Annotated in this window: 18 protein-coding genes; 10 read left to right on the forward strand and 8 right to left on the reverse strand. The window is 50.3% G+C overall.

From position 1 onward, the window contains the following. Positions 1–119 precede the first annotated feature (119 nt). Positions 120–1,028, reverse strand: a complete 909-nt coding sequence (locus KNP03_RS04425) for an NAD(P)-dependent oxidoreductase (protein WP_214825773.1) — start codon at positions 1,026–1,028, stop codon at positions 120–122. Beyond that, the gene (locus KNP03_RS04430; RefSeq protein ID WP_214825775.1) at positions 1,025–1,870 is read right to left on the reverse strand and encodes an aldolase/citrate lyase family protein; all 846 of its coding nucleotides are present in this window, start codon (positions 1,868–1,870) and stop codon (positions 1,025–1,027) included. Before KNP03_RS04430 ends, KNP03_RS04425 begins: the two co-directional genes overlap by 4 nt. Positions 1,871–2,111: 241 nt before the next feature. Here KNP03_RS04430 and KNP03_RS04435 point away from each other — a divergent pair, with 241 nt between their 5' ends. From KNP03_RS04435 to KNP03_RS04475, 9 genes are all read left to right on the forward strand, one after another. Beyond that, the gene (locus KNP03_RS04435; protein WP_214825777.1) at positions 2,112–2,759 is read left to right on the forward strand and encodes an acetyltransferase; all 648 of its coding nucleotides are present in this window, start codon (positions 2,112–2,114) and stop codon (positions 2,757–2,759) included. Between the two features lie 198 nt (positions 2,760–2,957). Next, the gene (locus KNP03_RS04440; protein WP_214825779.1) at positions 2,958–5,096 is read left to right on the forward strand and encodes an NAD-dependent epimerase/dehydratase family protein; all 2,139 of its coding nucleotides are present in this window, start codon (positions 2,958–2,960) and stop codon (positions 5,094–5,096) included. Further along, positions 5,086–5,955, forward strand: a complete 870-nt coding sequence (locus tag KNP03_RS04445; RefSeq protein ID WP_214825781.1) for a hypothetical protein — start codon at positions 5,086–5,088, stop codon at positions 5,953–5,955. Before KNP03_RS04440 ends, KNP03_RS04445 begins: the two co-directional genes overlap by 11 nt. Before the next feature lie 9 nt (positions 5,956–5,964). Then, entirely contained in the window at positions 5,965–7,602 is a 1,638-nt protein-coding gene (locus KNP03_RS04450) for a DUF2194 domain-containing protein (protein WP_214825783.1), read from the forward strand. After that, a complete protein-coding gene (pelF, locus tag KNP03_RS04455) occupies positions 7,599–9,038 on the forward strand; it encodes a GT4 family glycosyltransferase PelF (RefSeq protein WP_214825785.1) in 1,440 nt (479 codons plus the stop codon). The genes KNP03_RS04450 and pelF overlap by 4 nt, the downstream gene beginning before the upstream one ends. After that, positions 9,001–10,437: an exopolysaccharide Pel transporter PelG gene (gene pelG / locus KNP03_RS04460; RefSeq protein WP_214825792.1), complete on the forward strand. Its 1,437-nt coding sequence runs from the start codon at positions 9,001–9,003 to the stop codon at positions 10,435–10,437. Before pelF ends, pelG begins: the two co-directional genes overlap by 38 nt. 12 nt (positions 10,438–10,449) lie before the next feature. Then, positions 10,450–12,177 (forward strand): CotH kinase family protein, encoded by a 1,728-nt coding sequence (locus tag KNP03_RS04465; RefSeq protein ID WP_214825794.1) that lies wholly within the window; start codon positions 10,450–10,452, stop codon positions 12,175–12,177. Beyond that, positions 12,174–12,872: a polyphosphate polymerase domain-containing protein gene (locus KNP03_RS04470; protein ID WP_214825796.1), complete on the forward strand. Its 699-nt coding sequence runs from the start codon at positions 12,174–12,176 to the stop codon at positions 12,870–12,872. Before KNP03_RS04465 ends, KNP03_RS04470 begins: the two co-directional genes overlap by 4 nt. 12 nt (positions 12,873–12,884) lie before the next feature. After that, positions 12,885–13,565 carry a DUF4956 domain-containing protein gene (locus tag KNP03_RS04475; protein WP_214825799.1) on the forward strand — a complete coding sequence of 227 codons (681 nt, stop codon included), beginning with the start codon at positions 12,885–12,887 and terminating at the stop codon, positions 13,563–13,565. Positions 13,566–13,613: 48 nt separating this feature from the next. Here KNP03_RS04475 and KNP03_RS04480 read toward each other — a convergent pair whose 3' ends face one another. Beyond that, positions 13,614–16,460 carry an Ig-like domain-containing protein gene (locus KNP03_RS04480; RefSeq protein ID WP_214825801.1) on the reverse strand — a complete coding sequence of 949 codons (2,847 nt, stop codon included), beginning with the start codon at positions 16,458–16,460 and terminating at the stop codon, positions 13,614–13,616. A 156-nt stretch (positions 16,461–16,616) separates the two neighbouring features. After that, positions 16,617–17,096, reverse strand: coding sequence for a transglutaminase domain-containing protein (locus KNP03_RS04485; protein ID WP_214826244.1), 480 nt, complete (start codon positions 17,094–17,096; stop codon positions 16,617–16,619). Between the two features lie 869 nt (positions 17,097–17,965). Between KNP03_RS04485 and KNP03_RS04490 the strand changes: the two genes are divergently transcribed. Next, positions 17,966–19,312, forward strand: a complete 1,347-nt coding sequence (locus KNP03_RS04490; protein WP_214825803.1) for a PDDEXK-like family protein — start codon at positions 17,966–17,968, stop codon at positions 19,310–19,312. Positions 19,313–19,360: 48 nt separating this feature from the next. Here KNP03_RS04490 and KNP03_RS04495 read toward each other — a convergent pair whose 3' ends face one another. The 4 genes from KNP03_RS04495 to KNP03_RS04510 are packed head-to-tail and all read right to left on the reverse strand — an operon-like array spanning position 19,361 to position 24,052. Beyond that, complete coding sequence (locus KNP03_RS04495) at positions 19,361–20,323, reverse strand: aldose epimerase family protein (RefSeq protein WP_214825805.1); 963 nt, start codon at positions 20,321–20,323, stop codon at positions 19,361–19,363. 14 nt (positions 20,324–20,337) lie between these two features. Continuing rightward, a complete protein-coding gene (locus KNP03_RS04500) occupies positions 20,338–21,867 on the reverse strand; it encodes a UDP-glucose--hexose-1-phosphate uridylyltransferase (protein WP_214825806.1) in 1,530 nt (509 codons plus the stop codon). Then, positions 21,864–22,871: a UDP-glucose 4-epimerase GalE gene (gene galE, locus KNP03_RS04505; protein ID WP_214825814.1), complete on the reverse strand. Its 1,008-nt coding sequence runs from the start codon at positions 22,869–22,871 to the stop codon at positions 21,864–21,866. Before galE ends, KNP03_RS04500 begins: the two co-directional genes overlap by 4 nt. Continuing rightward, positions 22,868–24,052 (reverse strand): galactokinase, encoded by a 1,185-nt coding sequence (locus tag KNP03_RS04510; protein ID WP_214825816.1) that lies wholly within the window; start codon positions 24,050–24,052, stop codon positions 22,868–22,870. The genes galE and KNP03_RS04510 overlap by 4 nt, the downstream gene beginning before the upstream one ends. Positions 24,053–24,061: the final 9 nt, after the last annotated feature.

A 24,061-nucleotide genomic window follows, 5' to 3' on the forward strand; every position in this document is an offset into this window, starting at 1 on the left:
ACTCTATCTCGTTGTTCCCATTCAAAATTTTGGATAAATCCGAAATGGGATGAGTCGTTAATAATTTTTTAGTGAATTATCACAAATGAAAAAACCGACTGTCATCAGCCGGCTCAAACTCATCGCTTCATTTGTTCGCATTTCAGGTTTCCCATAATATTCTCAAACAGTCGGTCATTCACCCGATCCGACACATAAGAGTTGTGCGGGGTGAGGGTCACCCATTCAAAGTCATACAATGGATTGTCCGGTAAGAGCGGTTCTGATTCAAACACATCAAGGGCGACGCCAAAAAATTTCCCTTCCCGTAAAGCGGACACGAGTGCCTGTTCGTCGATAATGGCACCACGGGCAACGTTGATCAATATGGCATCCTCTTTCATCGCAGCAATCGCTGTCTCATCAATGATGTGATAGGTTTCATCTGTTAGAGGAAGCGCTAAAATGATGACGTCACTCTCACGCAGCACTTCAATCATTTGATCCATCAATACATATCTGTCGACGAACGGAACATCTTGTTCCCGGCGCCCGATTCCCGTAATCACCATGTCAAAGGCATGTAGTCGTTTCGCCACTGCCTGACCGACATTTCCTACTCCCAAAAGGGCAACGTTTTTCCCCGTCAACTCACGCAATTGTCGTTCTTTTTTCCATTCCCGATTCATTTGCGTTTCACGAAATACCGATCCATGCTTCATAAAATCAAGTAATTGCCACACGACCCATTCCGCCATCGGTACCGCATAGGTGTCCCCGGCATTATACACATGAACGCCGCGCTCACGGAGCTCATCAAGCGGAAGCCGATCAAGACCTGCACTCACTGCCTGGACGAGACGTAAACGTGGAAAATCACTCACATCCCGATAGGCAAAGACATTTTGACAGATGAGCACCTCAACATCTGACACTTCGATGTCTGTGACCTCTGTCTCATACTTTAAAAGAGTCACTTCATAACCGAACTGTTCGAGCATGTGTTGTTGAGCAGGGGACAACCGGACCCCTGTCACCAAAGCGTTCATAATAAAATCCCTTTCTTCTGGAGAATACTTGCCGTAATGCTTTGGACATCATCAATCAGAGCCAATCGATTCTGTTCGAGCCATTCCGGCGATGCATTTCGGAGCCGTTGTTCGTATGCCCGTACTTTCCATACTTCTTGCTGGAACAGTTGCGCTTGCTGTGAAGTCACGTTTTCAACTGCTCCGATATTACAGAAACTACGGGACAAAATGACGAGCGATGAACCGAGGCGAATATGTTCCGAAAGTATTCTTTCTGCTTGTAACTTCCCTTCCCCGATTCGAGCGATCCCGCCAAACCCGTATGGAATACCGGCGTTTCGAATTTGTGACAGGATTTGATCGACCTGACCGTTAGCGAGCGGTTCAAAGATGAAGGATTGTCCGTAACTTAAATGAAGATCGTTTAAGCCGAGATGAATACAATCAATGCCCGGTAATTGAAGGACTTCGGGCATGCATTCGACCGCCTCTTTCGTTTCGCACAACAGACACACCTGCGCACGTCCGGCTACAAGCTCAATTAACGTTTCTACTTCACCAACCGTCTTGTAATAAGGAAGCATAATCATGTCCGCCCCACGATGGATGGCTTCATTGACTTCAAAACGGGACCCCGGAAAGATCGGGTTGACCCGTACAAGCAGCTTCGCGTGCTTCAACACCGAACGTAGCCGACTAACGTCCCGCATCGTATGGCGCGAAATAACCGTATCCAAATGCCCTTGACGCTCTACTTTTCCATTCAACTCCAAGTCCACGAAAATCCAATCAACCCCATTTTGTTCAGCTAATTGCGCAATTGCCGGCTGATTCGTGATGTACATAAATGACAGTGACATAACCGTTTCTCCCCTCCTCGATTCATTACCTTAAATTGATAACCTGCGCCTAAAAAAATGAAACAGAAATACGTAACATGTTTTCACAAATGAGTGAGTCTTTTCACAAAGATGTACAAGAAATGTGCCACAAATTTGTGGTCGCTATTTCTTTTTCGTTTTGTTTGAAGTCAAGGGATTCGGCAATATATATCGTACACAATTACAATTCGACAATTTTCGTCAAAAGGAGTGACGTCGGATGGAATGGATCGTCATTTTCGGCGCAGGCGGCCACGCACAGGTCATCATCGACATGATTGAACTCAAGGGAATTTATAAGATTGCCGGCATTTATGACGATAGCCCGCATCTCATCGGAAAATTTCTTTACGGCTACCCCATTCTCGGATCGATTGGTGTCACCTCGGTGATTCGAAAAGGCATCATCGGCATTGGGGATAATGATCAGCGGGCTGCAGTCGCGCAACGAATTTTAGAACGAATGCCGGATTTCGAATTTATTAGCGCGGTACATCCGAACGCCATCATCGGGAAACACGTTCAGATTGAACAAGGCGTCGCCGTCATGGCCGGCAGTGTGGTCAATATGAATACGGTTCTCCACGCCCATAGTGTCGTCAACACGATGGCCTCGGTCGACCATGACTGTACACTCGAACCCTTCGCTGCGGTCGCGCCCGGTGCGCACCTCGGTGGCAACGTGACGATCGGCGAACGCTCCTTTGTCGGGATGGGCGCGACCGTCATCCACAACCTTCACGTCGGTCACGACACCGTCGTCGGTGCCGGGGCCACGGTCGTGTATGACCTGCCGAACAACGTCCTTGCCTACGGCACCCCCGCTCGACCGGTGAAACAACGCTTCGTGGACGAAAAATATTTATAAACAAAAACGGTATTTCTCAAGCGTCATGAGAAATACCGTTTTATTTTATATTTTTTAATGTAAAATAGTTTTTCGACCATTCTCGACAAAAAGTATGACAATCTTTTGAGTATCAGGTAAATGAATTCTTCTTCATATTATAATATTTCATACATATTTAACATTTTTCCTGATCAAGAACGATGAAGGGGTCATCTTATGAACATATTAATCACCGGTGGTTATGGCTTCCTGGGGAGCGCCATAGCGGAACGCTTTTTCAAAGAAGGTCACCATATCCACATCCTCGATAACCTGTCGACGGGATCAAAGCAACACATCGATTTTAAGCATCGTTCGTTGATTGCAGATGTCGCCGATCACAAATGTGAATCATTCTTCCGGACGTACTCGTTCGATGTCGTCATTCACTGCGCAAACCCTAGGGTTCCAAACGTTGGGGGCGCAAGTAACCAATCCAACATGAACGGGCTCTTGAACTTACTGACTTTATCTGAAAAATACCATGTCAAACAGTTCCTCTACTGCTCAACGAGTGAGGTGTACGGACACCTTTCAAACGACCGTGTCACCGAACACTCTCCTTCGAATCCTCTTACACCGATGGCACTAGACGCACTTCACGGGGAAGCCTACTGTGCGCAATGGTCAGAGTTGCATCAACTGTCTACACTCGTATTCCGACTCCCCCATGTATATGGACCAAAACAGCAGACGAGTCACGAAAGCCGATTCCTGCACCATGTGATGAAAGCAACTATGACAGACGAAGACATCACCTTGTCCGCACATCGCGATGACCGGTTCGACCTGATTTTTGTCGGTGACGTCGTCGATGCGATGTACCGCAGTGTCATCAGTCAACTGCAAGGGGTATACAACCTGTCGTCGAACACCTTGACCTCTGCCGAAGACGTGACAACGTTACTTGGTGTCACGCCGGTATTTCAAAATACCGATTTACCGCAACACAGTCTTCAATTGGAGAATCGCAAGCTGACAGCGGACCTGGACTGGGTGCCGCGCTTTACGCCACAAGAAGGATTCGCCATCACACGCGAATATTACGAAAAAACTGAACAGACAGATGGAGCAGCGACGGAAACGTCCACGGGCCGATGGAAACAACTGTTCACGAATCCGATTTTACGGTCCGTCGAGAACCTGACACTGTTTGCGATGTTCCTCGTCGGATCGCTCATCATGACCCCAATCGTCGACACACCAGACTATTGGTTCATCTATGTCCTGCTCGCCGCCCTGTTATTTGGCAAGTCGCAAGCTTTGTTGGCGTCGATTATGGCGGTCGGTGTCCATTTCTATGAACATGCCGCCACGGGACGCAATGTCTTGTCCTTATTCGTCGACAACACGATTCTCGCCGTGTTCACGATTTACTTATTGATCGGTCTCGTCGTCAGTTACGTGATGGAACGTCGCAAAATCGAGATTCAATTTTTAAAAGACGAGTTAGCCGCGACAACCGAGCGACACGTGTTTTTGAACGATATCTATGAAGAAACACTCACGATTAAAAACCAGTTGCAGCAGCAAATCCTTCACTCAGAAGAAAGTATCGGCAGTGTGTACGAAGCGACCCGGTCGCTCGATAGCCTGGAGCCAGAAGGCTTGTTCGTCGGATCGATTTCCGTCCTCGAGAAGACGTTGAAGGCCGACCAGTTCGCGATTTATGTCATTAATCAGTCTTCATTCGCACGTCTTGCGGCGAAGTCTGCCGCCTCATCGTTTGCACCGCACAACTCCTTGCAGATCGATGAACATTCGGTCGTCCAGGACGTCATCCGCTCGAAAGACATCGTCTTCAACACGTCCCTCTCTCCGGGAGAGGCTGTTTTTGGTGCTCCGCTCGTTCGACAAGGCGAGGTGTTCGCCATCATCTTGTGTTATGACGTACCGTTCCAAAACTTGACGTTGTCTTACCGTAACCTGATCGATGTCATGACCCGTTTGATCAATACATCGCTCGATCGCTCGTTCGGTTATATTGACGCGGTTCAATTTGACCGCTACGTTGCCGACACGAACGCCTTGAAGTCCGAGTACTTCGAACGGATTTTAGTCCAAAAAGAGCAAGCGAAACGGGAGTTACACATCCCGTACACGTTACTCCACATTCAGGAAGCCGCGTCTGAAGAAGTCGCGCGAAGTGTTGAAACGACGCTACGAACGACCGACTACCTCGGATATCGTACCGATGGCCGTCTCTATGCGCTCTTGTCGAACGCTACGCGAGAGGAGTCTCAAATCGTCATCGACCGTCTCGCTCATAAAGCGATTCAAGCGGACGTGGTGGAGGATGCGCTTTATGTGGATTAATTTACTGTACGCCCATTACTTCGTCGCCTTGATCGTCCTGATCCTATTCGTCCTTAAACAACGGAAAGATTTCTTACCGAGCTTTCTTCTACTCTTGGCGATCCCCATTTTCAGCTGGGGCATCATCTATTATTTGCAACGCTCTAAAGGGGAGGACGCGGAGTTACCGGATTGGTTGCTACGAAAGGAGACGTATGAAGACGTCTCCCTTCAGCGTCCGGACGTAACGATCGAGACGAACTTGATCTCTTTACAGGATGCACTCGTGTTGAACTCGAACCAGGTAAAACGCAAAACGCTTATGAACGTCCTGAAAAACGACTTCCTCCAACAAGCCCCGCTCCTGGCGGCGGCTTTGAAGAGCGAGGACAATGAGACATCTCACTATGCGGCGACCGCCTTGCAGCAGGCAAAGACACTGTTAGCCAAGCAGCTCCGCCACGTCGAACAAGAGTTGAATGAACGCCCGGAAGATTTGGATGTGTTGACGTCTTATCTTCAAATTTTAAAACAGATGATCGACATGGAGTTTTTGGACCGCCGCACACAAATGAAATATACGTACACATACTTGCATGCACTGACCGCTTTAATCGAGCTCGGTGGAACCATCGCCCCCGAGTATCATGTCGAACGCATCCGGACCGCCCTCTCCCTCGACGAGTATGAGCAGGCGCTTTCAGCGAGCGAACTGTTTTTACGCCAACACCCGCACCGGGAAATGGCGTACTTCGAGGCGATGCACGTCCACTACGCGATGAAAAATGTCAAACAACTGCACGAAACTGTCGACGCACTCCGGGCCTCTGATATCCGTCTCTCACCGGAAGGGCTCGATCAACTACGGTTTTGGATATAGGGGTAAGCTATGAAGCATACATTCACGATTGAAAAAGGACTGTATTTAATCGGGGCGTTCATCGCCCTTATCGGGATCGTCTTCGCCATCATCCGTTCGGATTATGTATTGAAGATCCCTCTTTTTATGGAGGCAACATACCCACCGGTGGCCTCACAGACCATATCTGCCAACGATGGTACGGTCGATACGTTCTATTTATTGGACAGTAAAGGCGATGTCCGGCTCGGCGAGATATTGACGGACCGGCTTGAGAATACTGGAAAACAAGTGACCACCGCCCATATCGAGGACGTCACTGCACTCCCTCCGGTCCATGCGGTCATCATTGCGACGGAGCATTTGGATCGGCTTCAAGACCGGGATATCCTGCTCGACTATGTGAATGAGGGCGGGACCGTCTTTTTCGCGACACGTCCGTCTCCGAGCACACGGTTGATGGAAGTGTATCGTCAGATCGGATTGATTGAAATCGGGACGTTTGTCGAGACGACCGGGGTTCGTCTCACCTCACCGTATTTCAATGAATCGACCAGTCAGTCATTCGATACGGAGGCACTCCTCAATTCATCACTCGCGGTCCGTCTCGACCCGAGTGCCCATTTGATGGCGACGTCTTCAGAAGACATCCCGCTCCTATGGTCGCAAGTTTACGGGGAAGGCCGATTCATCGTCTTCAACGGGACGATGATGCACGAAGTGACGAAACAGGCACCACTGTTCATCGGATTGGACCAGGGGGCCCCGTTCCTCCGCCCCGTGATCAATGCGAAAGTGACGACCGTCAAGGAGTTCCCGTTCCTCAGCTCGAACGAACGGCGGCTGTCGAAGTCGATGACCGACCGCGACTATTATCGAAACGTGTTTTGGGCGGACATGCAACGCTTAGAGGCGAAGTACGATTTGAACTATGTCCTCGCCACGACAAGCCCGTCATTGAACCCGACCCGCTCGACGTCGGCGTATTCCGAAGATTTAGCACTCTACGGCCGGGAAACGCTCCGGTCCGGTGGAGAGATTGCCGCCCTCGGCGCTTCCGACGCTCAGTTTTTAGCAACAAAACAACAGTTTGACTACGCCCTTCCCGGTTTGAACGTACAATCGGTCTATCTGACTGCGGACGTCGCTGTCCCTGATGCGTTACCGGATGCTTCGGTCGAGGTCGGATTGAGTCAAATGCCATTTGAAGAAGAAGGCACCCTCGCCCTGTCGACGACCTCACTCGACTTCGAAGACCCGGCATGGACGGAATGGGGGCTCTTCAACGAACTCGTCTCGAGCGGTTTCGTCTCGATGGAGCTGAATCCGAAAGCCCTCACGTCGGCGGCTGAAGGAGAGGCGTATATAAAATCATTTAAACAGCTGTTGACCGCTCAACAGAAAGAAGTGCCATGGATTCGGACGATGACTGCCTCGGACGCCCGTGCGAACCACCACTTCTATAACGGTAAAATCTATTCAAAACAGTCTGGAAACAGCTACACGTATACACTCGACGAGATGGCGGGCGAAACCTATTTTTACTTCCACGCCGCAAGTCGGGTCACCGATGTAGAAAACTGTGAAGTGGAACGAATCGGACCCGACCTGTATCTCGTCCGGACCGACGCGTTGTCCTTCACGATTCGATTGGAGGGAGACGTATGAAAATTTGTTTGATTTCAGAAGGGGCCTACCCTCACGTGACCGGTGGCGTCTCGAGTTGGATCCAGTCGCTCATCACGGAAATGCCCGAGCACGAATTCATCGTCTTTTCGATTTCTGCGAAAGAGTTAAAAGGAAGTAAGCCGAAGTACACGCTCCCGAACAACCTGGTGGAGTTGCGGGAGATTCATCTCGGGGACTATTTGGACCAGGAAATCGTCACGGGGAAACGGTATAAATTGACCGAGGAAGAAAAAAATGCGTTCCTATCGCTCATGTCAGACCGGCAAACGGACTGGGACGTCCTCTTCCGCTTTTTCACGAGCGGACGCATCGACTCGGTCATGAACTTCCTAGGCAGTAAGGACTTTTTTGACATCGTGACGATCCTTTGTGAGAAGCGCTTCATGCAGGTCCCGTTCACGGACATGTTCTGGGCACTCCGCTCGATGTTACTGCCGCTGTTCGTCTGTATCGACCAAAAGCTCCCGCCGGCCGACGTCTATCACAGTGTGTCGACGGGATACGCGGGTGTGCTCGGTGCACTCGCCAAATACCAATACGACAAGCCGCTCCTGTTGACGGAGCATGGGATTTACACGCGCGAGCGTGAAGAAGAAATCATCAAAGCCTCCTGGATCAAGGGGTACTTCAAAGATGTCTGGATCGACTACTTCTACAGTCTCTCGAACTGTGCGTACCGCTATGCGGACGACGTCAGCACCTTGTTTGAAGGCAATCGCGAGATTCAGCTGGAGCTCGGGTGCCCACCTGAGAAGACGTTCCTCATTCCGAACGGGATCGATGTGACCCGGTTTTCTCCCGACACACGGGAGAAACGGAGCGGTCTTCATATCGGGGCCATCGTGCGCGTCGTCCCGATCAAAGACATCAAGACGATGCTCCAGGCGTTCGCCATCGTCCAAGAGACGTTCGCCGAGGCACACTTTCACATCATCGGCCCGCTCGATGAGGATGAAGAGTACTACGAAGAGTGTCTCGAATTGGTCGAGATGCTCGAGCTGAGAAATATTCACTTCACCGGACCGGCCAACGTCAAAGACTACCTGTCCTTCATGGACGTCCTCGTCCTGTCGAGTATCAGTGAAGGGCAGCCGCTCGTCATCTTAGAAGGGCTCGCCATGGAAATCCCGTTCGTCTCGACAGACGTCGGAGGATGCCGCGAGCTCCTCGAAGGACCGGAAGATGTATACGGCAGAGCCGGTACGACCGTCCCGGTCATGCACTTCCACCTGCTCGCCCATGAGATCATCAAATTATTGGAGCAACCGCAACTTCGTCAGACTTACGGGGAAAATGGACGGGCACGTGTCACGAACCATTACACCTTGCCGATGATGATCGAGGCGTACCGCTCGTATTATGAGAAAGGAGAACGTCATGGCCGGAATCGGATTTCAGTTGAAGCGTCTCTATGACAAATCAGGATTTTTCGGACAGCTTCGGGCGTATGGCTATTCGGCCATCACGGCCGTCGGTCCGATGTTTTTATCCATTTTATTGATCACCGCCTCCCGTGAATGGCTGTTATACTTGAACGTAGGGGCACATGAAGTGAACGTCTATATGGCGGCCGTTCAATACACGTTCATCTTCTCCCAGCTGTTGACGGGCGGATTTTTGTTCTCGATCTCCCGTTTTGTCGCCGACCAGACGTTTCTTGAAAAAGAAGAACACGTCCTGTCTTCCTTATATGGACTCGTCAGTCTGATCGTCACGCTCGGACTGATCATCACGGTCATTTTTTATGCGGGTTCTCCGCTTCCGTTCAGTTATAAGCTCGTTACATACTTGTACTTCACGCAATTATCCGTGATCTGGATTTTATCGATGTATGTTTCTGCTTTGAAGGACTTTAAAAAAATCGTGTCGAGCTATTTGATTGGAACGCTTGTCGCCGCGTTTTTCATCTGGTTGTTGACCGCACCGCTCGGCCATCCGTCGGCGACCTCGGTCTTCATCGGGCTGAACATCGGGTTCTTCGTCATCCTGATCCGTTTGTTCCGTGACATCCACCACTATTTCCAGGTGAATGACCGCAACTACTTTTATTTCCTCGTCTATCTCGAGAAGTACCCGCTCCTCTTCTTCATTGGGACGGCTTACTACTTCGGACTGTACGGGCACAACCTCGCGACCTGGTTCGGGGACCGGGCCATCGTCGTCGCCGAGACGTACTTGATGGCACCCTACTACGATACGCCCGTGTTTTATGCGTATTTGAGTGTCCTCCCATCGCTCGTCTTATTCATGGTGACGCTCGAAACGACGTTTTACACGTCGTATAAAAAATACTATGGACGCATCTTGAACGGCTATCCGTTCCAGGACATCCAAAACGCCAAGCGGGAGATGTACCGTGTCCTCAGCTCGGAACTGTTGCTCATGGCGCAAGTCCAGATGCTCGTCACGTTCATCTTCCTCTTCCTCGGCGTACGCATTCTCCCGTTCCTCGGGATGACGCAAAACCAGATCGACATCTTTATCATCGTCGTCCTCGGAAGCTGGTTCTTGAGCATGGTCATCACCATCTTCCTGATCTTGCTTTACTTCGATGAACGGCGTGCGGCGATCCAGTTGACCGCGTTTTATGCGCTCTCGAGCTTTGGGGTCACCCTCTGGCTCGTTCTCGGCTACAACATTTATGGAGTCGGCATGTTCATCTCGGCGCTCCTCTCCTTCTTATGGGGAACACGCCTCTTGATCCGGAGCTTAAACGAGATCGACTATACGACGTTCTGTTCGCAACCAATCGTCTATCAAGAAATCACCACGAAGACCGAGACATTCCTGCGACGCATCGGCAGTTTGTCTTAAAGGAGTTATGATATGAAGCGTTTGCCTTATCCGAAGACAATGATTGGAATCCTTGTTCTGTTCCTTATCTTATTGGCTTTACAAGCCGCCTTGAAATCTTCTTCGACACCGACTGTCGTCTCTTCCGAAAAGAAGACGGACACGGAGACGGCTGTCCTGGATCCGACTTTTAAAGAAGATAAACGCGTGTATGACCGTCACGACGGAAATAAACTCGAACACGTCTACGTGACCGTGTTCGACCAAGCCTCCGTCCCGGAAAACGATTTGACGCTGTTCGATTTAAATGAGTCCTACAAGCAATACAGCAACCTCGAAAGTGGCCCGAAACTGTTCATCCATTTTGAAACCGGAGATGCCGAAGGACCGGACGGGATTCATTGGTTGGATGATCAGACGGTCAACGCCACGATTCAACTGCGGGGGCGTTCGAGCCGCCTCGAGCCTCAAAAATCTTACAAGATCCGTCTCCAGGACAGTGCCGGACTATGGTATGGCCAAAGCGTACTCAACTTGAACAAGCATGCCGATGACCGGACCCGGGTCCGGAACCGTCTCGCCTTCTCTTATTATGAGATGCTTGACGATATCTCGAGTCTTCGCACAAACTTCGTTCAGTTGCACGTACGCGACATGACGAACCCTGCAGTCGCCGACGAGTTCGTCGATTACGGACTCTTTACGCATGTCGAGCAATTGAACGAGGACGGGCTCGCCGCCCGCGGGTTGAACCCGGACGGTCATTTGTATAAAGCAGAAAACTTTGAGTTCCACCGTTATCCGGATGCCCTGAAGTTGAAGAGTGACCCGGATTACGACAAGAAGACGTTCGAGTCCGTCTTAAAAATCAACGGCTCGGACAATCACGAGGAACTGTTGACGATGCTCGACGACTTGAATGACCTGTCCCAGCCGTTCGACAAAGTGTTTGACAAATATTTCGACGAAGACAACTATTTGACGTGGCTCGGGACGAACATCCTGTTCGGAAACTATGACACGATGTCGACGAACTACTATTTATATAGCCCGCTCAACTCGGAGAAGTGGTATTTCATGCCGTGGGACTTCGATAAAGCGCTAGGCCGGGACACCGAACGGACTGACCCGATGCCGAGCTGGCAACGGGGCATTCAACGCTACTGGGGAACGGTCCTCCACCGTCGTTATTTGAAAGATCCTAAAAACGTAGCGGCATTGCAGGCGAAAGTGGAAGAATTGACCGAGACGATCAATCCGGAGACGACGAAGCAACTCATCGACGGATTCTATCCGGTCGTTGAACCGGTGGTGACGAGTGAGCCGGACCTTCGATTCTTGGATATCGAAGCCACAGCGTATGAACCGAGCTTCCGTAAACTCGAAACCATCACGACGATGTATGAAGAGGAGTTCCTCCTCTCCCTTGAAAAACCGATGCCGATATTCTTGCAATACGCACGTGAAAAAGAGAAGGATGTCTTCCGGTGGGATGCTTCGTACGACTTACAAAACGATGAGTTGACATACCATTTCGAATTGAGCCGGACCCCCGACTTCACTTCACTCATCGCCGAGCAAAACGACATGACAACGTTCGCCTATGAAATGTCTGCACTTGACCCTGGACGTTACTATTGGCGTGTCACGGTTACAGACGCCGAAGGCAACGAACAGATTCCGTTCGATTACTATCGCGACAACGACCGGAAACTCCACTGGGGCATTCAGCAAATTGTCATACCAGGAGAAGCATCATGAAACGATTTCGACATGAATTAAAATATTTTATCAATGAAAAAGACTATGCCTCGCTCCGTGATAAAGTTGCGACGATCCTGACGCAGGACAAGCACTCTGTCACACGGGACGGCTATTTGATCCGCAGCCTCTATTTTGACAACGTGTACGACCACGACCTGATCCAAAAGAACAGTGGCATCTTCCGTCGTAAAAAATTCCGTATCCGCACGTACAACTACTCGGAAGACGTCATCAAACTCGAGAAAAAGAGCCGTCAGGGCGAGTACATCTTAAAATCTTCCGTCCCGATCACACGGGGCGAATATGAACAGATCCTGGACTGGGAGTATGACTTCCTGCTCGAAAAGGAAGAACCGCTCTATCACGAGTTTTATACGTATTTGACGAGTACGGTCATGCGTCCCCGCGTCATCGTCGATTACGTCCGCGAGGCGTACATCGGCAGTCTCGGGAACGTCCGCATCACCTTCGATAAAGAACTAAGCTTCGTGACGAACAGCATCGACCTGTTCGAACCGTCACCGGTGTCCGAGGAAGTGCTCGACTATCCGAAGACGATTCTTGAAGTGAAGTACGATGAATTTTTGCCGGACTATATCCGCCAGGTGCTTCAACTCGACGCCCATCAACGTTCTTCCATCTCGAAGTACGTCCACTGCCGCATGGCTAGCATCCGATATCATGGTTTATGAAAGTGAGAACATATGGATACACAAGTTAACTTCAATGACATTATTAAAAACAGCTTTTTAAACGAGTTCACGTTCGGTAACCTGTCAATCGTGGACGTCATGCTGGGGCTTCTCACCGCGTTCGTCGCCGGGAGCTTCATCTATATGATCTATAAGACGACGTATCGCGGCGTGTTGTATAGCCCGAGCTTCAACGCGACGCTCCTTGTTATGACGTTGATCACGTCACTCGTCATCATGACGATCTCGACGAACGTCGTCCTCTCCCTCGGGATGGTCGGGGCGCTCAGTATCGTCCGTTTCCGGACCGCGATCAAAGACCCGCTCGACGTCGTCTTCATGTTTTGGGCGATCGCAGCGGGAATCTCGAGTGGTGCCGGGCTCTACTTCCTGACACTCTTCGGGGCAGCCGTGATCGGCGGGGTCATCGTCGGTCTTTCCCGTAAAAAGCATACGGACACGCTGTACCTGCTCGTCATCCATTATTATGAGGACGGCCATGACGAGGTCCGCCGTGAGCTCCAACAGCTCGACTACACGCTCAAGTCGAAGATCGTCCGCAAAGATGTCGTCGAATTGACGGCAGAGGTGCGTCTGAAGATCGACAACACGGCCTTCATGAACCGCTTGAACGAAATCGAAGAAGTCCGCGACGTTTCGCTTGTCCAGTACAACGGAGATTATGCGGTGTAATGAAACCAAAAAGGCATCCCCCGAAATTTCGGGAGATGCCTTTGCCATTTATCGCGTGACGATGATTGTTTTCTTGATCGTTTGATAACCTTGTTTGCTGATATAGATCGTGATTGGGGTCCCTACCTTTTGAGGACGAATGTACATTGTATACATTCCTCGCGAGTTGCCTCCTGACCTTCCAATCAGTTTCGATCCGACATAGGCCCGGACAAACGCCCCATGGCGCACGTTCCCTGTGATTGCGGACTGATGGGATCTCACCGGGTTGACCGTGAACGTTCGGAACGTTTTCAGCACCCTCATCGATCGTGGGAGCGAGAAATTGCCTGCACGATCTTGAACCTTTACAGACACGGTCGCTCCGACTCTCGTCGTATTCAAGTAATATCTGTAGATGCCCGTTCTGCTGCTCACTCTCGTCCGGTACGTCTGCCCATTGTAAGTAATATAGACGAGCGCTCCTTTTTCGGCTGTTCCTGTGACGCGTGTCGATTGGTCCGTCACCGTACGGAGCGTCGGCCGATCCGGTCTTACCGTATCAATTGTGAACTCACGAACTGTTATGTTACCGGCTTGGTCGGTGACGCGCAGGATATAATGACCTGCCTCGCTGACCGTTCTGTTGTTGTAAATTCGTCGCCCGTTCAAGGTCGCAAGGCCTTCGTTATAGTGAATGAAGACATCTTGATTCGTGACTTGTCGATGCTTGATTCCATCAATGACAGGAGGTGTCCGGTCAATCGTGAACTGTTTGACCAGCTTGTTCCCAAACCCATCATCCAACTCGAGTGTATACTTGCCCGGTTCCTTGATGGTCGTCCCCGACGTATAGGGCTGTCCGTTCAATGTGGCGGTCCCTTCTTCGAATCTCGGGGTAATGTATCGATAATATTTCCGTCCTTCGGTAAACCCGCTTATTTTGAGCGGAACCGAATCCATGAACACAGGTAAGTCCGTTGCGGTCACGCGATGCGTCCATTGATAGGACTCTTTAAATTGCGAAGTCATCGAAAAGCGCAGCAAGCCATCTTCCGGTACAGGCATCGTCAATCCAAATGTTTTATCCGCTTTCGTTTGAAGTGGCTCTCCATTGAGATAAAGCGTCGCGAGTGGAATAAAGACCCCTGATACAGAAATCAGATTCTCTTCCCCCGGTACGGGACTCACGCTTAAACGAAACGGTAGATGGTCATAAAACCGGTGTTTCTTCGTGATGCTGTTCGTTCCTGACATCGTAGTCAAGCTATCTGATCCCGGGTTACTGTCGATGATCATATAGCCACCACTTCGAATCTCACCACTTCCACTAACGCCTCCGAGTAAACGTAAACGTCCTTCATTATGAAGCGTCCCATTCAGAACCGTTCCTTCTCCTAACTTCAAAGTGACACCTGGCATGAGGTACACATCTTGATTAATCGTCGTCCGTTCCCAAGTTTCGTTTGATGTGACAATGATGGCGTCAAGCGGTTCAATCTTGTCCCACGTCTTGACCACTACATCCAATCCTTCTGTCACAGTTGATTGATTTTCGTTTAAATCGTATAGACTCAGTGATTGCAGTTTCCACTCCCCATCCTGTTGTGGAAAATCACTGTGAGCCACATCAAAATAAAATCCCTCCGCCACGACATTTGAACTAGTGACGGTGACGGTCTCATTCTTCTCATTTACGAATCGTGCCGTAGCCGATTTTAACTTTAAATCATCCGTCGCAACAATCTGAAAAGGTTTCACATCCCCTTCATACAGTTCAATTGTTTGCGTTGGAATGTGATCAAATACCGGCGCAATCGTATCGGTTTCTGGATACTGAATCTCAATCCACTGATCATCTCCTTCTTCCGGCTTATGGCAGGCAAAATTCGATTGATCATCTTTGGTACACACCTCGAGTAAGACAAAACGTCCGGTCGCGATTCCATCTTTCACTGGGATCATCTTGTTATAGACACCGTCTCCTTGTGCGTCCATTTCATGGTTAATCTTTGCCCCGGTAACCGGATTGATCAGTGTCATCCACACGCGTGGCTTAGCTGTTACGTTGTCCTCGACTCGAGCTGTTACGTTGATGATGTCGTCAATTGTGTACTTCTTATTTTCCAACGAATAGCTCAAGAGTTTCGGAGCTTCCACATCCGGATTCGTACCCGATATATCAAACCACCGGTCATCCCCTTCTTCTCGATTTATATGAATAAAGTTACGTTCAATATCCATGAGGTATATTTGGTCTATGACATAACGGCCTGACTCCAGATTGTCTGTCACTTCGAGTGTTCCTTTAAAAAGCCCATCCTCTTGTTTCTTTACGGGGATATAAAGCCGCTTCCCGGTAATCGGTGTTTTAACTGAAAAAGACACATGAGGGGTTTCTGTATAGTCGTCTTCAACATGAGCGGTCACTTCGATGACGTCACCGACCGTGTAGGCACGATTCCCTAGCGTATAGTCCAATAATGTTGGAGGTTCGATATCCGATGTCGTTCCATACACTTCGAACCACTGATCTTCACCATGATACCGTAAGGAATCACGATTACCGAATTCATCTTCTCCGTACACATCTTCCATCCTGTAACGACCTGCCTGCATTGTTTCGGTCACTTGAATACTTCCTTTGTAAATTCCATTCCCCACGGCTTTCATACTTACGTGAAGGGGTGTCTTTGTGACTGGTTTTAGCAAGTAAAAATTGACTCTAGGCGTTTCCGTAACGTTGTCTACTACATGTGCCTCAATCTCAATCGTTTCTCCAACTGTGAACGCTTTGTTTGGCAACGTGTAACTTATGACTTCCGGTGCTTCAGTGTCTTCCATCGCTATTCCGGTTAGTGACAGCGAACTCATCACGAAGACGATGATGAGCATTTGAATCAACCATTTCTTCATTCGTTCTCCTCTTTTCTCATCGAAGTATGTCTAATTAAACCCCCTATAATTTCCATATAATAATATATCATTTTTCTCAAAAACCAACTGACCATTTTTTGCAAAAACAGGTGTATAGTTCACAAAAAAAGAGTGGTGTTCCCACTCTTTTCACTTTTATTCAATGTAATCATCGATTGCCGTCACCGGATAGTTATCCGTCATCCACGTGTGATTTTGACGCATCGTCGCATCAGATACTAAGAAATAATCGTATCCGACCTCGTTCGGACGGTCCGGCAAGGGGTCGTTCCACGTCGTATCGAGATGGTACCACTCGTCGTCTACTTGAACGAGGTTCCATGCATGGAGGCCATCCCCCGCTTTTCCTGATATGTATTTCGTATCCAGCCCTGCCGCCTCCAGCAACAGTAGCGTCGTCAACGCATATCCCTCACAGACGCCTTCTCCGTTCAATAAAATCGAATAGGCGTGTAGGGACTCGCCTGACTGTCCAAATGATAGGTTGTGTTCATGACGACGTAGTCGTTGATATACTTCACTTTCTCCACTTGACTGAGCTGTTTTGGCATTTGGGCGATGACTTGATCGACGCGAGCCTGTACCTGTTCGGCCTCTTCTGCGGTCATATCGTATTCAAGTCGAATCGTGATGTCGACGGACCCATTCTGTTCACGAAATTCCGATTCACCACCTCGCTGCAATCGATAGATATAGATGTGGTTTTGTTCCACCCATTCCCAGGCGGCATCGAGCGTTTGCTTCATATTCGTCGCATCCCCTGTGTACTGAATCGTGAAGTGATCATCAAAACGACTCATATGAAACGCGATTGCCGTACCAAGCGTCTTGGGGGAGCGGATTTCATAAGGCAATTTGAATGTCTTACCGAGGGCACTTGCCTCGCTGTTCACTTGCTTTGGCTCGAGCCAGGCCGCGACATCAAACTGTTTCGCGTCTTGCCAGACAACATGCCCACTGAACACACTCATCCCAATCATCACCGTTGCAAGCAGTCCTCGACCGAACACTGAAAAGGAGGCACCCCATCCGTATTTCACCATCCGCTTCAACTCACCACTCACGAGTTGCTCCAAGCGTTTCCGTTTCATCTTCATCTTCGGATACAACTGGAAGATCGCTGACCGGAACACAAGATTGAGAAGGTCGAACTGACCAGCTGGGGGGTGCTTTACGTCATTCCACTCTTTTCGAAAGGACGCCATGCTGATCCGTAATCGTCGATGAATCATCCAGTATTGCAGCGTACTTTTCACTAACAGGTAACTCAACGAAAGACACATTAAGAATAGACCGATTCCAAAAATGACCGAGCGCATGACATCCACCTCATTCAATATAAAGTTCTTCATTTGTCATTATAAACCATTTCGTAGAGAAATCGATGGATCATCATGGCATTGAACCGAATACATTTTTTTGCGTCGGTATCAAATGAATATATGATTTAATTAATCCGATATCACATAAAAAGGAGCTACTGTATGAATCCTGTCCTCAATAACAAGTTGCAACTCGATACAATCCTCCAACTCGAAAATGATGAAGACTTCAACCGTCTGCATCAACAGTTCCATCAGTTCAACCCACTAAAAGTACTACGCGTCGATCAGTATGAGATCCGCCACTCGAACGTTCTCGCCTGGCTGTTCGATCCGAACGAGAACCATCGTCTCGGAAGCTTCTTCTTACGAAAAGTCTTGATGAATCTCGTGACCAAGTCAGAGAACGAAGACAAGATTGACGGCATCGACTATCTTCCGTTCCTCCATGCCCCCTTATCCGACGTCGTCGTCCATCGGGAATGGTCAACGAACGGGAACGGGGCGATCGACTTGTTGATTGAAATCCCGTCAATGAACTTGATCTTACTCATCGAGAACAAATTCCACTCCGCCGAGTCAAACAACCAACTTGACCGCTATTTAACGAGTGTGACGGAACGCTATTCAAAATGGCAGGTCCTCCCTGTCTTCCTGACCTTGTCCGGTGAGGCCCCGTCCCATGAGGCCTATTGGATGCTCGCATATGAGGATGTTCTGCACATCATCAGCCAGGAGCTGAGCCTGAACAAAGAGACGATCGCCGACAGCATCTATGACTTTTTGACGTACTACATCGCGTTGTTGGAAGAACGGTACGTCGAGGACGACGAGATGATGGAGACGGCCATGAAGATTTATCAAAATCATGCGGGCGCGATTCATTTGATCTGTGCGAATGCCTATGCGAACACGCAACGGCAAAAGCAAATCGAGCTCCGCGATGCCGTTCAAGCACTCCATGGCATGACTCCGAACCAGCGAGAGCATCTGGCGAAAATCTATGCGAAGAAACAGAAGACGATCGACTATGTCTTCAAGACCGGCAGCAACATTATGTATCAAGGATTCCTGTCGTTCGTACAAGAACAACAGCTCGCCGAAGGGACATATAGTCCCCACGCCCGTGTCCCAAACTTCATCCCACCGGCCTGGGTTGAACCGTTGTCCCAGATGGAACGACTCGGGAAAGCTTACTGGCTCGGTTACGGTTTGATCGTCTGGTTCTCCCGGGAGTGGAACGATGACTTGAAAATCCATGTCGAGGTCGGTCCGCTCGACTATCCGGTCCGGTTGAAGTTGCTTCAGGCTCTTAGCGAACGAGGTGTCACGTTCCGACCATCGGGCATGCTCGAAGGAAAGAAATATACGAAGATCCACGTCGCAACGATTCCCGTCTCGGACTGGATGAATCCGATGAAGGTCAAAGAGGCGATGACATCGCTTGTCACAAGCCAATCGTTCAAACAACTCGACATGACGGTTGTAGACGTCTTACCGACTCTATAAAAAAGGGCACCAAAGCATGGCGGATCCGCCTGCTTTGGTGCCTGTTTTTTATTCCACCTCAAACCGGTAGACCGTCCGCGAGTGATACAATTCACCCGGTTTCAGTTCGATCGAGGTCGCGATATCTGGATGATTCGGGGCATCCGGGAACGCCTGTGCCTCGAGACAAATCGCGCTATGTTTTTGTCGGTCGTCGAGCGTCACCGGCGTCTCTTCACTGAGGAAGTTGCCCGTATAGACGACCATGACCGGCTGGTTCGTCTCGACTGTCATCGTCCGTCCGCTCACCGGGTCATGTAGCCTCGTCTCCCCGTCCCTCAAGATGAACGGATGATCGAGCCCTCCGGCTTTTGTAATGGCATCGTCTCCTGACTCGAGCGCCTCTCGGACCGCTTTCCCGGACCGGAAATCAAACGGGGTCCCGCTTACGTCACGCAACTCTCCTGTCGGCAGCGATTCCGCATCGAGCACCCCGACCGAATCGGCTGGTAACGTCAGCTCATGGTCGTGGATGGTCGGGTGTCCCCCGAGATTGAAGTAGTTGTGATGGTTCAGGTTGACCCACGTCAGTTGGTCCGTCTCCGCCGTCATCGTGACGATCAGTTCATTGTCATCTGTCAGTTCATACAACACTTTGAAGAAGACGTTTCCGGGATACCCTTCTTCCCCGTCCGGGCTCACATATGTGAACTGGATGCACTGCTCGTCGGCATCCATCTCCCAGTGACGGGCCGTGATGCCTTTGTCTCCTCCGTGGATATGATGGGGCGCCTCGCTTGGGGTCAAGGCGACGCCATCAATCTCCGCGTCACGGATCCGTCCGGCAATTCGCCCGACGACCGATCCGAGATAGACTGGGTTTTCTAAGTATTGAGAGACGTCCCCATACTTCAAGATGACCGAGTCGAGTTTTCCATTTCGGTCCGGGGCCGTCAGATCCGTCATCGCACAACCATAATCGATGGCGGATAGTACCATGCCGTTGGCGTTTTGAATCGTCGCTTGTTTCACTCGTACAACCACCTTTAGTTCGTTTTCTCTCTCATTCCCGACCTTGGTGTTCCGTACTCCACTTTATCGACATGACTCAGGAGCGAACGTACGAACACATCAAACCGTTCCTGCCCCGTTTCCGTTTGTTTGAAGACACCGGCGTCTTCTAGTCCTTTCACGAACTTGTCGACGACCGCCTGATTGACAATCGTTTTCGGGTCGCCGGACTTCTTCCGCAACGCATCGGCCCATTCCTGATGCATCGCTTCAACATGGACATCCTCGCCCGCCACATAACGGACGACTTGTTCGAGTTCTGTCTTCAGGCGTGCTGGTAACACGGCGAGTCCCATCACTTCGATCAAGCCGATATTCTCACGCTTGATGTGGTGCACGTCAGCATGCGGATGGAAAATCCCGTCCGGATGCACGTCACTCGTCCGATTGTTCCGAAGGACGAGGTCGAGTTCATAATACCCGTCCCGCCGTCTCGCAATCGGAGTGACCGTGTTATGCGGGACGTCGTCCGTATAAGGAATGACTTCGCTCGATTCATCCTCATAGTTGCGCCAATAGCCGAGTAACTGGTTCGCTAACATGACAAGCTGCTCTTTTTGACGGGAACGAAGTCTGACGACCGAGAGTGGCCAATACAAGGTTTCGATATCGACTTGATCATACCGTTCAGAATGATATGTTGAAACGACGCGCGCATCATCCATCGCAAACCGATAACGACCGGCCTGATAATGGTCGTGTGTCAAAATCGAGCCACCTACAATTGGCAAGTCCGCGTTCGATCCTGCGAAATAGTGCGGGAACTGCGTGATGAAGTCGAGTAAACGCTCAAATGCTCCTCGGTCGATGACCATATCGCGTATTTCATTCGACAACAAAATGGAGTGCTCATTGTAATATAAGTATGGAGAGTATTGGAAAGACCACTTTTCTCCACCCAAAGTAAGTGGAATGATTCGATGATTTGCCCTTGCAGGATGGTTCATATGACCGGAATATCCCTCATTTTCAATCGCAAGCAAGCCCTTCGGATAATTTGACGCCGGTGTTGGTTGAAGGCGTGCTCGTGCAATCTCACGCGGGTCTTTCTCCGGTTTCGACAAATTGATTGTGATATCGAGTGTGCCGTATTGGGTCGGTGCCTGATATGTGATGTTGTTGGCAATTCGCTCTGTCTGTATATAGTTTGACGCTCGACTCATTTGATAGAAGTAATCGGTTGCTGATTTCACATCAATCTCACGCAAAACATTGAATGTACGTGTCACTTCTGAAGGTTTTGAAACGAATACGTCCATGACCTCTGCCTTGAATCTGTCTTTCTCTTCTAATAAGTCTTCGATGATCCCTGCATCTATCGCATTAAGCGTCAGGATCTCTAACAACTCAGGAATTTCCGCTCTCTGCCTCGTACTCCGTAATGTAAAATCCAGTTTTCTCAGCTTGGCAAGAATGCGATTCCGGGAATAAATTCGATCCTGCTCTTCAATCAAATCTTCTCGGATGGCTGCTTCGACAAGCGTTTCAATCGTCGCATCAATCATTTCTCAACCTCCTTTCCAGTCCGGTATCCATCAGGATACGTCGCATGCCAGTTCCACGCGTCCGTCAAGATCGTCTCGACATTTGAGCGGCTCGGCATCCAGCCTAGCGTATGTCTCGCCTTTTCGGACGAGGCAATTAACTTCGCCGGGTCACCGGCGCGGCGTTCCCCGAGTCGAACCGGAATGTCATGTCCTGTCACGCGTCGTGCCGCTTCGATAATCTCGAGCACCGACAGTCCGTTCGCCGTTCCAAGATTGAATACGTCGCTCTCACCGCCCTCCCTTAAATAACGGAGTGCTAGCAGATGCGCGTCAACGAGGTCTTGGACGTGAATGTAGTCACGGATACATGTGCCGTCTTCTGTCGCATAGTCGTTGCCAAACACGGTGATGGCGTCACGCTGTCCGTTTGCGACCTGTAAGACGATCGGAATGAGGTGTGTCTCCGGGTCGTGGTCTTCTCCGATTTCACCGGTCGCAATCGCGCCGGCGACGTTAAAGTAACGGAGTGCAACCGAGCGAATGCTATGTGCCTGGTCGCACCAGCGAATCATCGACTCCATCGCGAGCTTTGTCGCCCCGTACGGATTCGTCGGATTCGTCAGCGCCGTCTCGTCGATTGGCATGACGGTCTGGTCGCCGTATGTCGCAGCCGTCGAGGAGAAGACAATTCGCTTCACCCCTGCGTCCCGCATCGTCTCGAGGAGCACCTGAGTTCCGAAGACATTGTTGTCATAGTAGGCGAGCGGGTCCGTCATCGATTCGCCGACGAGCGAGTTTGCTGCGAAATGGAGAACGTCCGTGATCATTTCTTTCGCAAACACATCCTTCACGAACGTGCGGTCACGTAAGTCCCCTTCATAAAAACGGACATCCTGCGGAATCGACTCGACGTGTCCGGTCTGAAGATTGTCGAGGATGACGACGTCCTCCCCATCTTTTAATAAGGCTCGGACGGCATGTGATCCGATATAGCCGGCACCGCCGACGACAAGTACACTCATTTCACTTCCTCCTCTACGAGTTCTCGGACGCCGTCCCCGACCGAGGCGACGTAACACGTCGGCGCGTAACCAATCGTCTCTTCGTACTTCGCGGACGTCTGTTCGATCATAGCGCTCGTATCTGTCTGTCGGACGATGGCGATGGCACAGCCACCGAATCCGGCCCCTGTCATGCGGGCACCGATGACACCGTCACATCCTTGCGCGGCTGCGACGAGCGTATCGAGCTCAAGCCCCGTCACTTCATAATCTTCACGAAGCGACGCGTGTGACGCGTTCATCAACTGACCGAACGTCTCAAGTCGTCCTTCTTGTAAAGCGGTATACGCAAGTTTCGTTCGTTCGTTCTCCGAGACGGCATGACGGGCCCTTTTGCGAAGCGTCTCCGGCAAGTCAATCGCGATTTTTTCAAACGCCTCCATCGACAGCTGTCCGAGTGACTCCACTTCGAATTTTGGTTGAATCAAGCCGAGGGCCGTGTCACATTCACGTCGACGTTCGTTATATTTCGAGTCGGCGAGCTCGCGTCGTTTGTTCGTGTTCATGATGACGATATCGTACCCATCGAGCTGAATCGGCGCGTAGTCGTGATGGAGCGTCTCACAATCGAGGAGCATCGCCTGCCCGGCCTTGCCCATCCCGATGGCGAACTGGTCCATGATGCCACTGTTGACGCCGATGAACGTGTTTTCGACTCGTTGTCCGAGGCGGACGAGGTCAAGCCGTTCGATACCGAGATTGTAGACTTCATTCAACATATAAGCCGTCACGAGTTCGAGGGAGGCCGATGACGAGAGACCCGCCCCGTTCGGAATGTTGCCTGCGAGGAGAAAGTCGAACCCATGGATGTCGTGCCCGTCTTGTCGAAGGAACGTGACGACACCTTTAATATAGTTCGCCCAGTCGTGGCTCACCTCATACGTCCCGTCCGTCACAGGGAACGAAACGATGCCGACATCCTCGAAGTTGCGTGAGTAGACACGAATCAAGTCGTCCTCCCTTTTTTTGACGAGTCCATACGTCCCGAACGTAATCGCACACGGGAAGACGTGCCCTCCGTTATAGTCGGTGTGCTCGCCGATTAAATTGATACGACCCGGTGCGAAGAACACCCGGTCCGCAGATGCGGTGAACACCTCCTCGAATTGTTGTTTCAGCTGTTCCATGTCAAATGAAAGCATACGGCTTCA

This window comes from Exiguobacterium algae, from assembly GCF_018617875.1.
Taxonomy (GTDB): Bacteria; Bacillota; Bacilli; order Exiguobacteriales; family Exiguobacteriaceae; genus Exiguobacterium; species Exiguobacterium algae.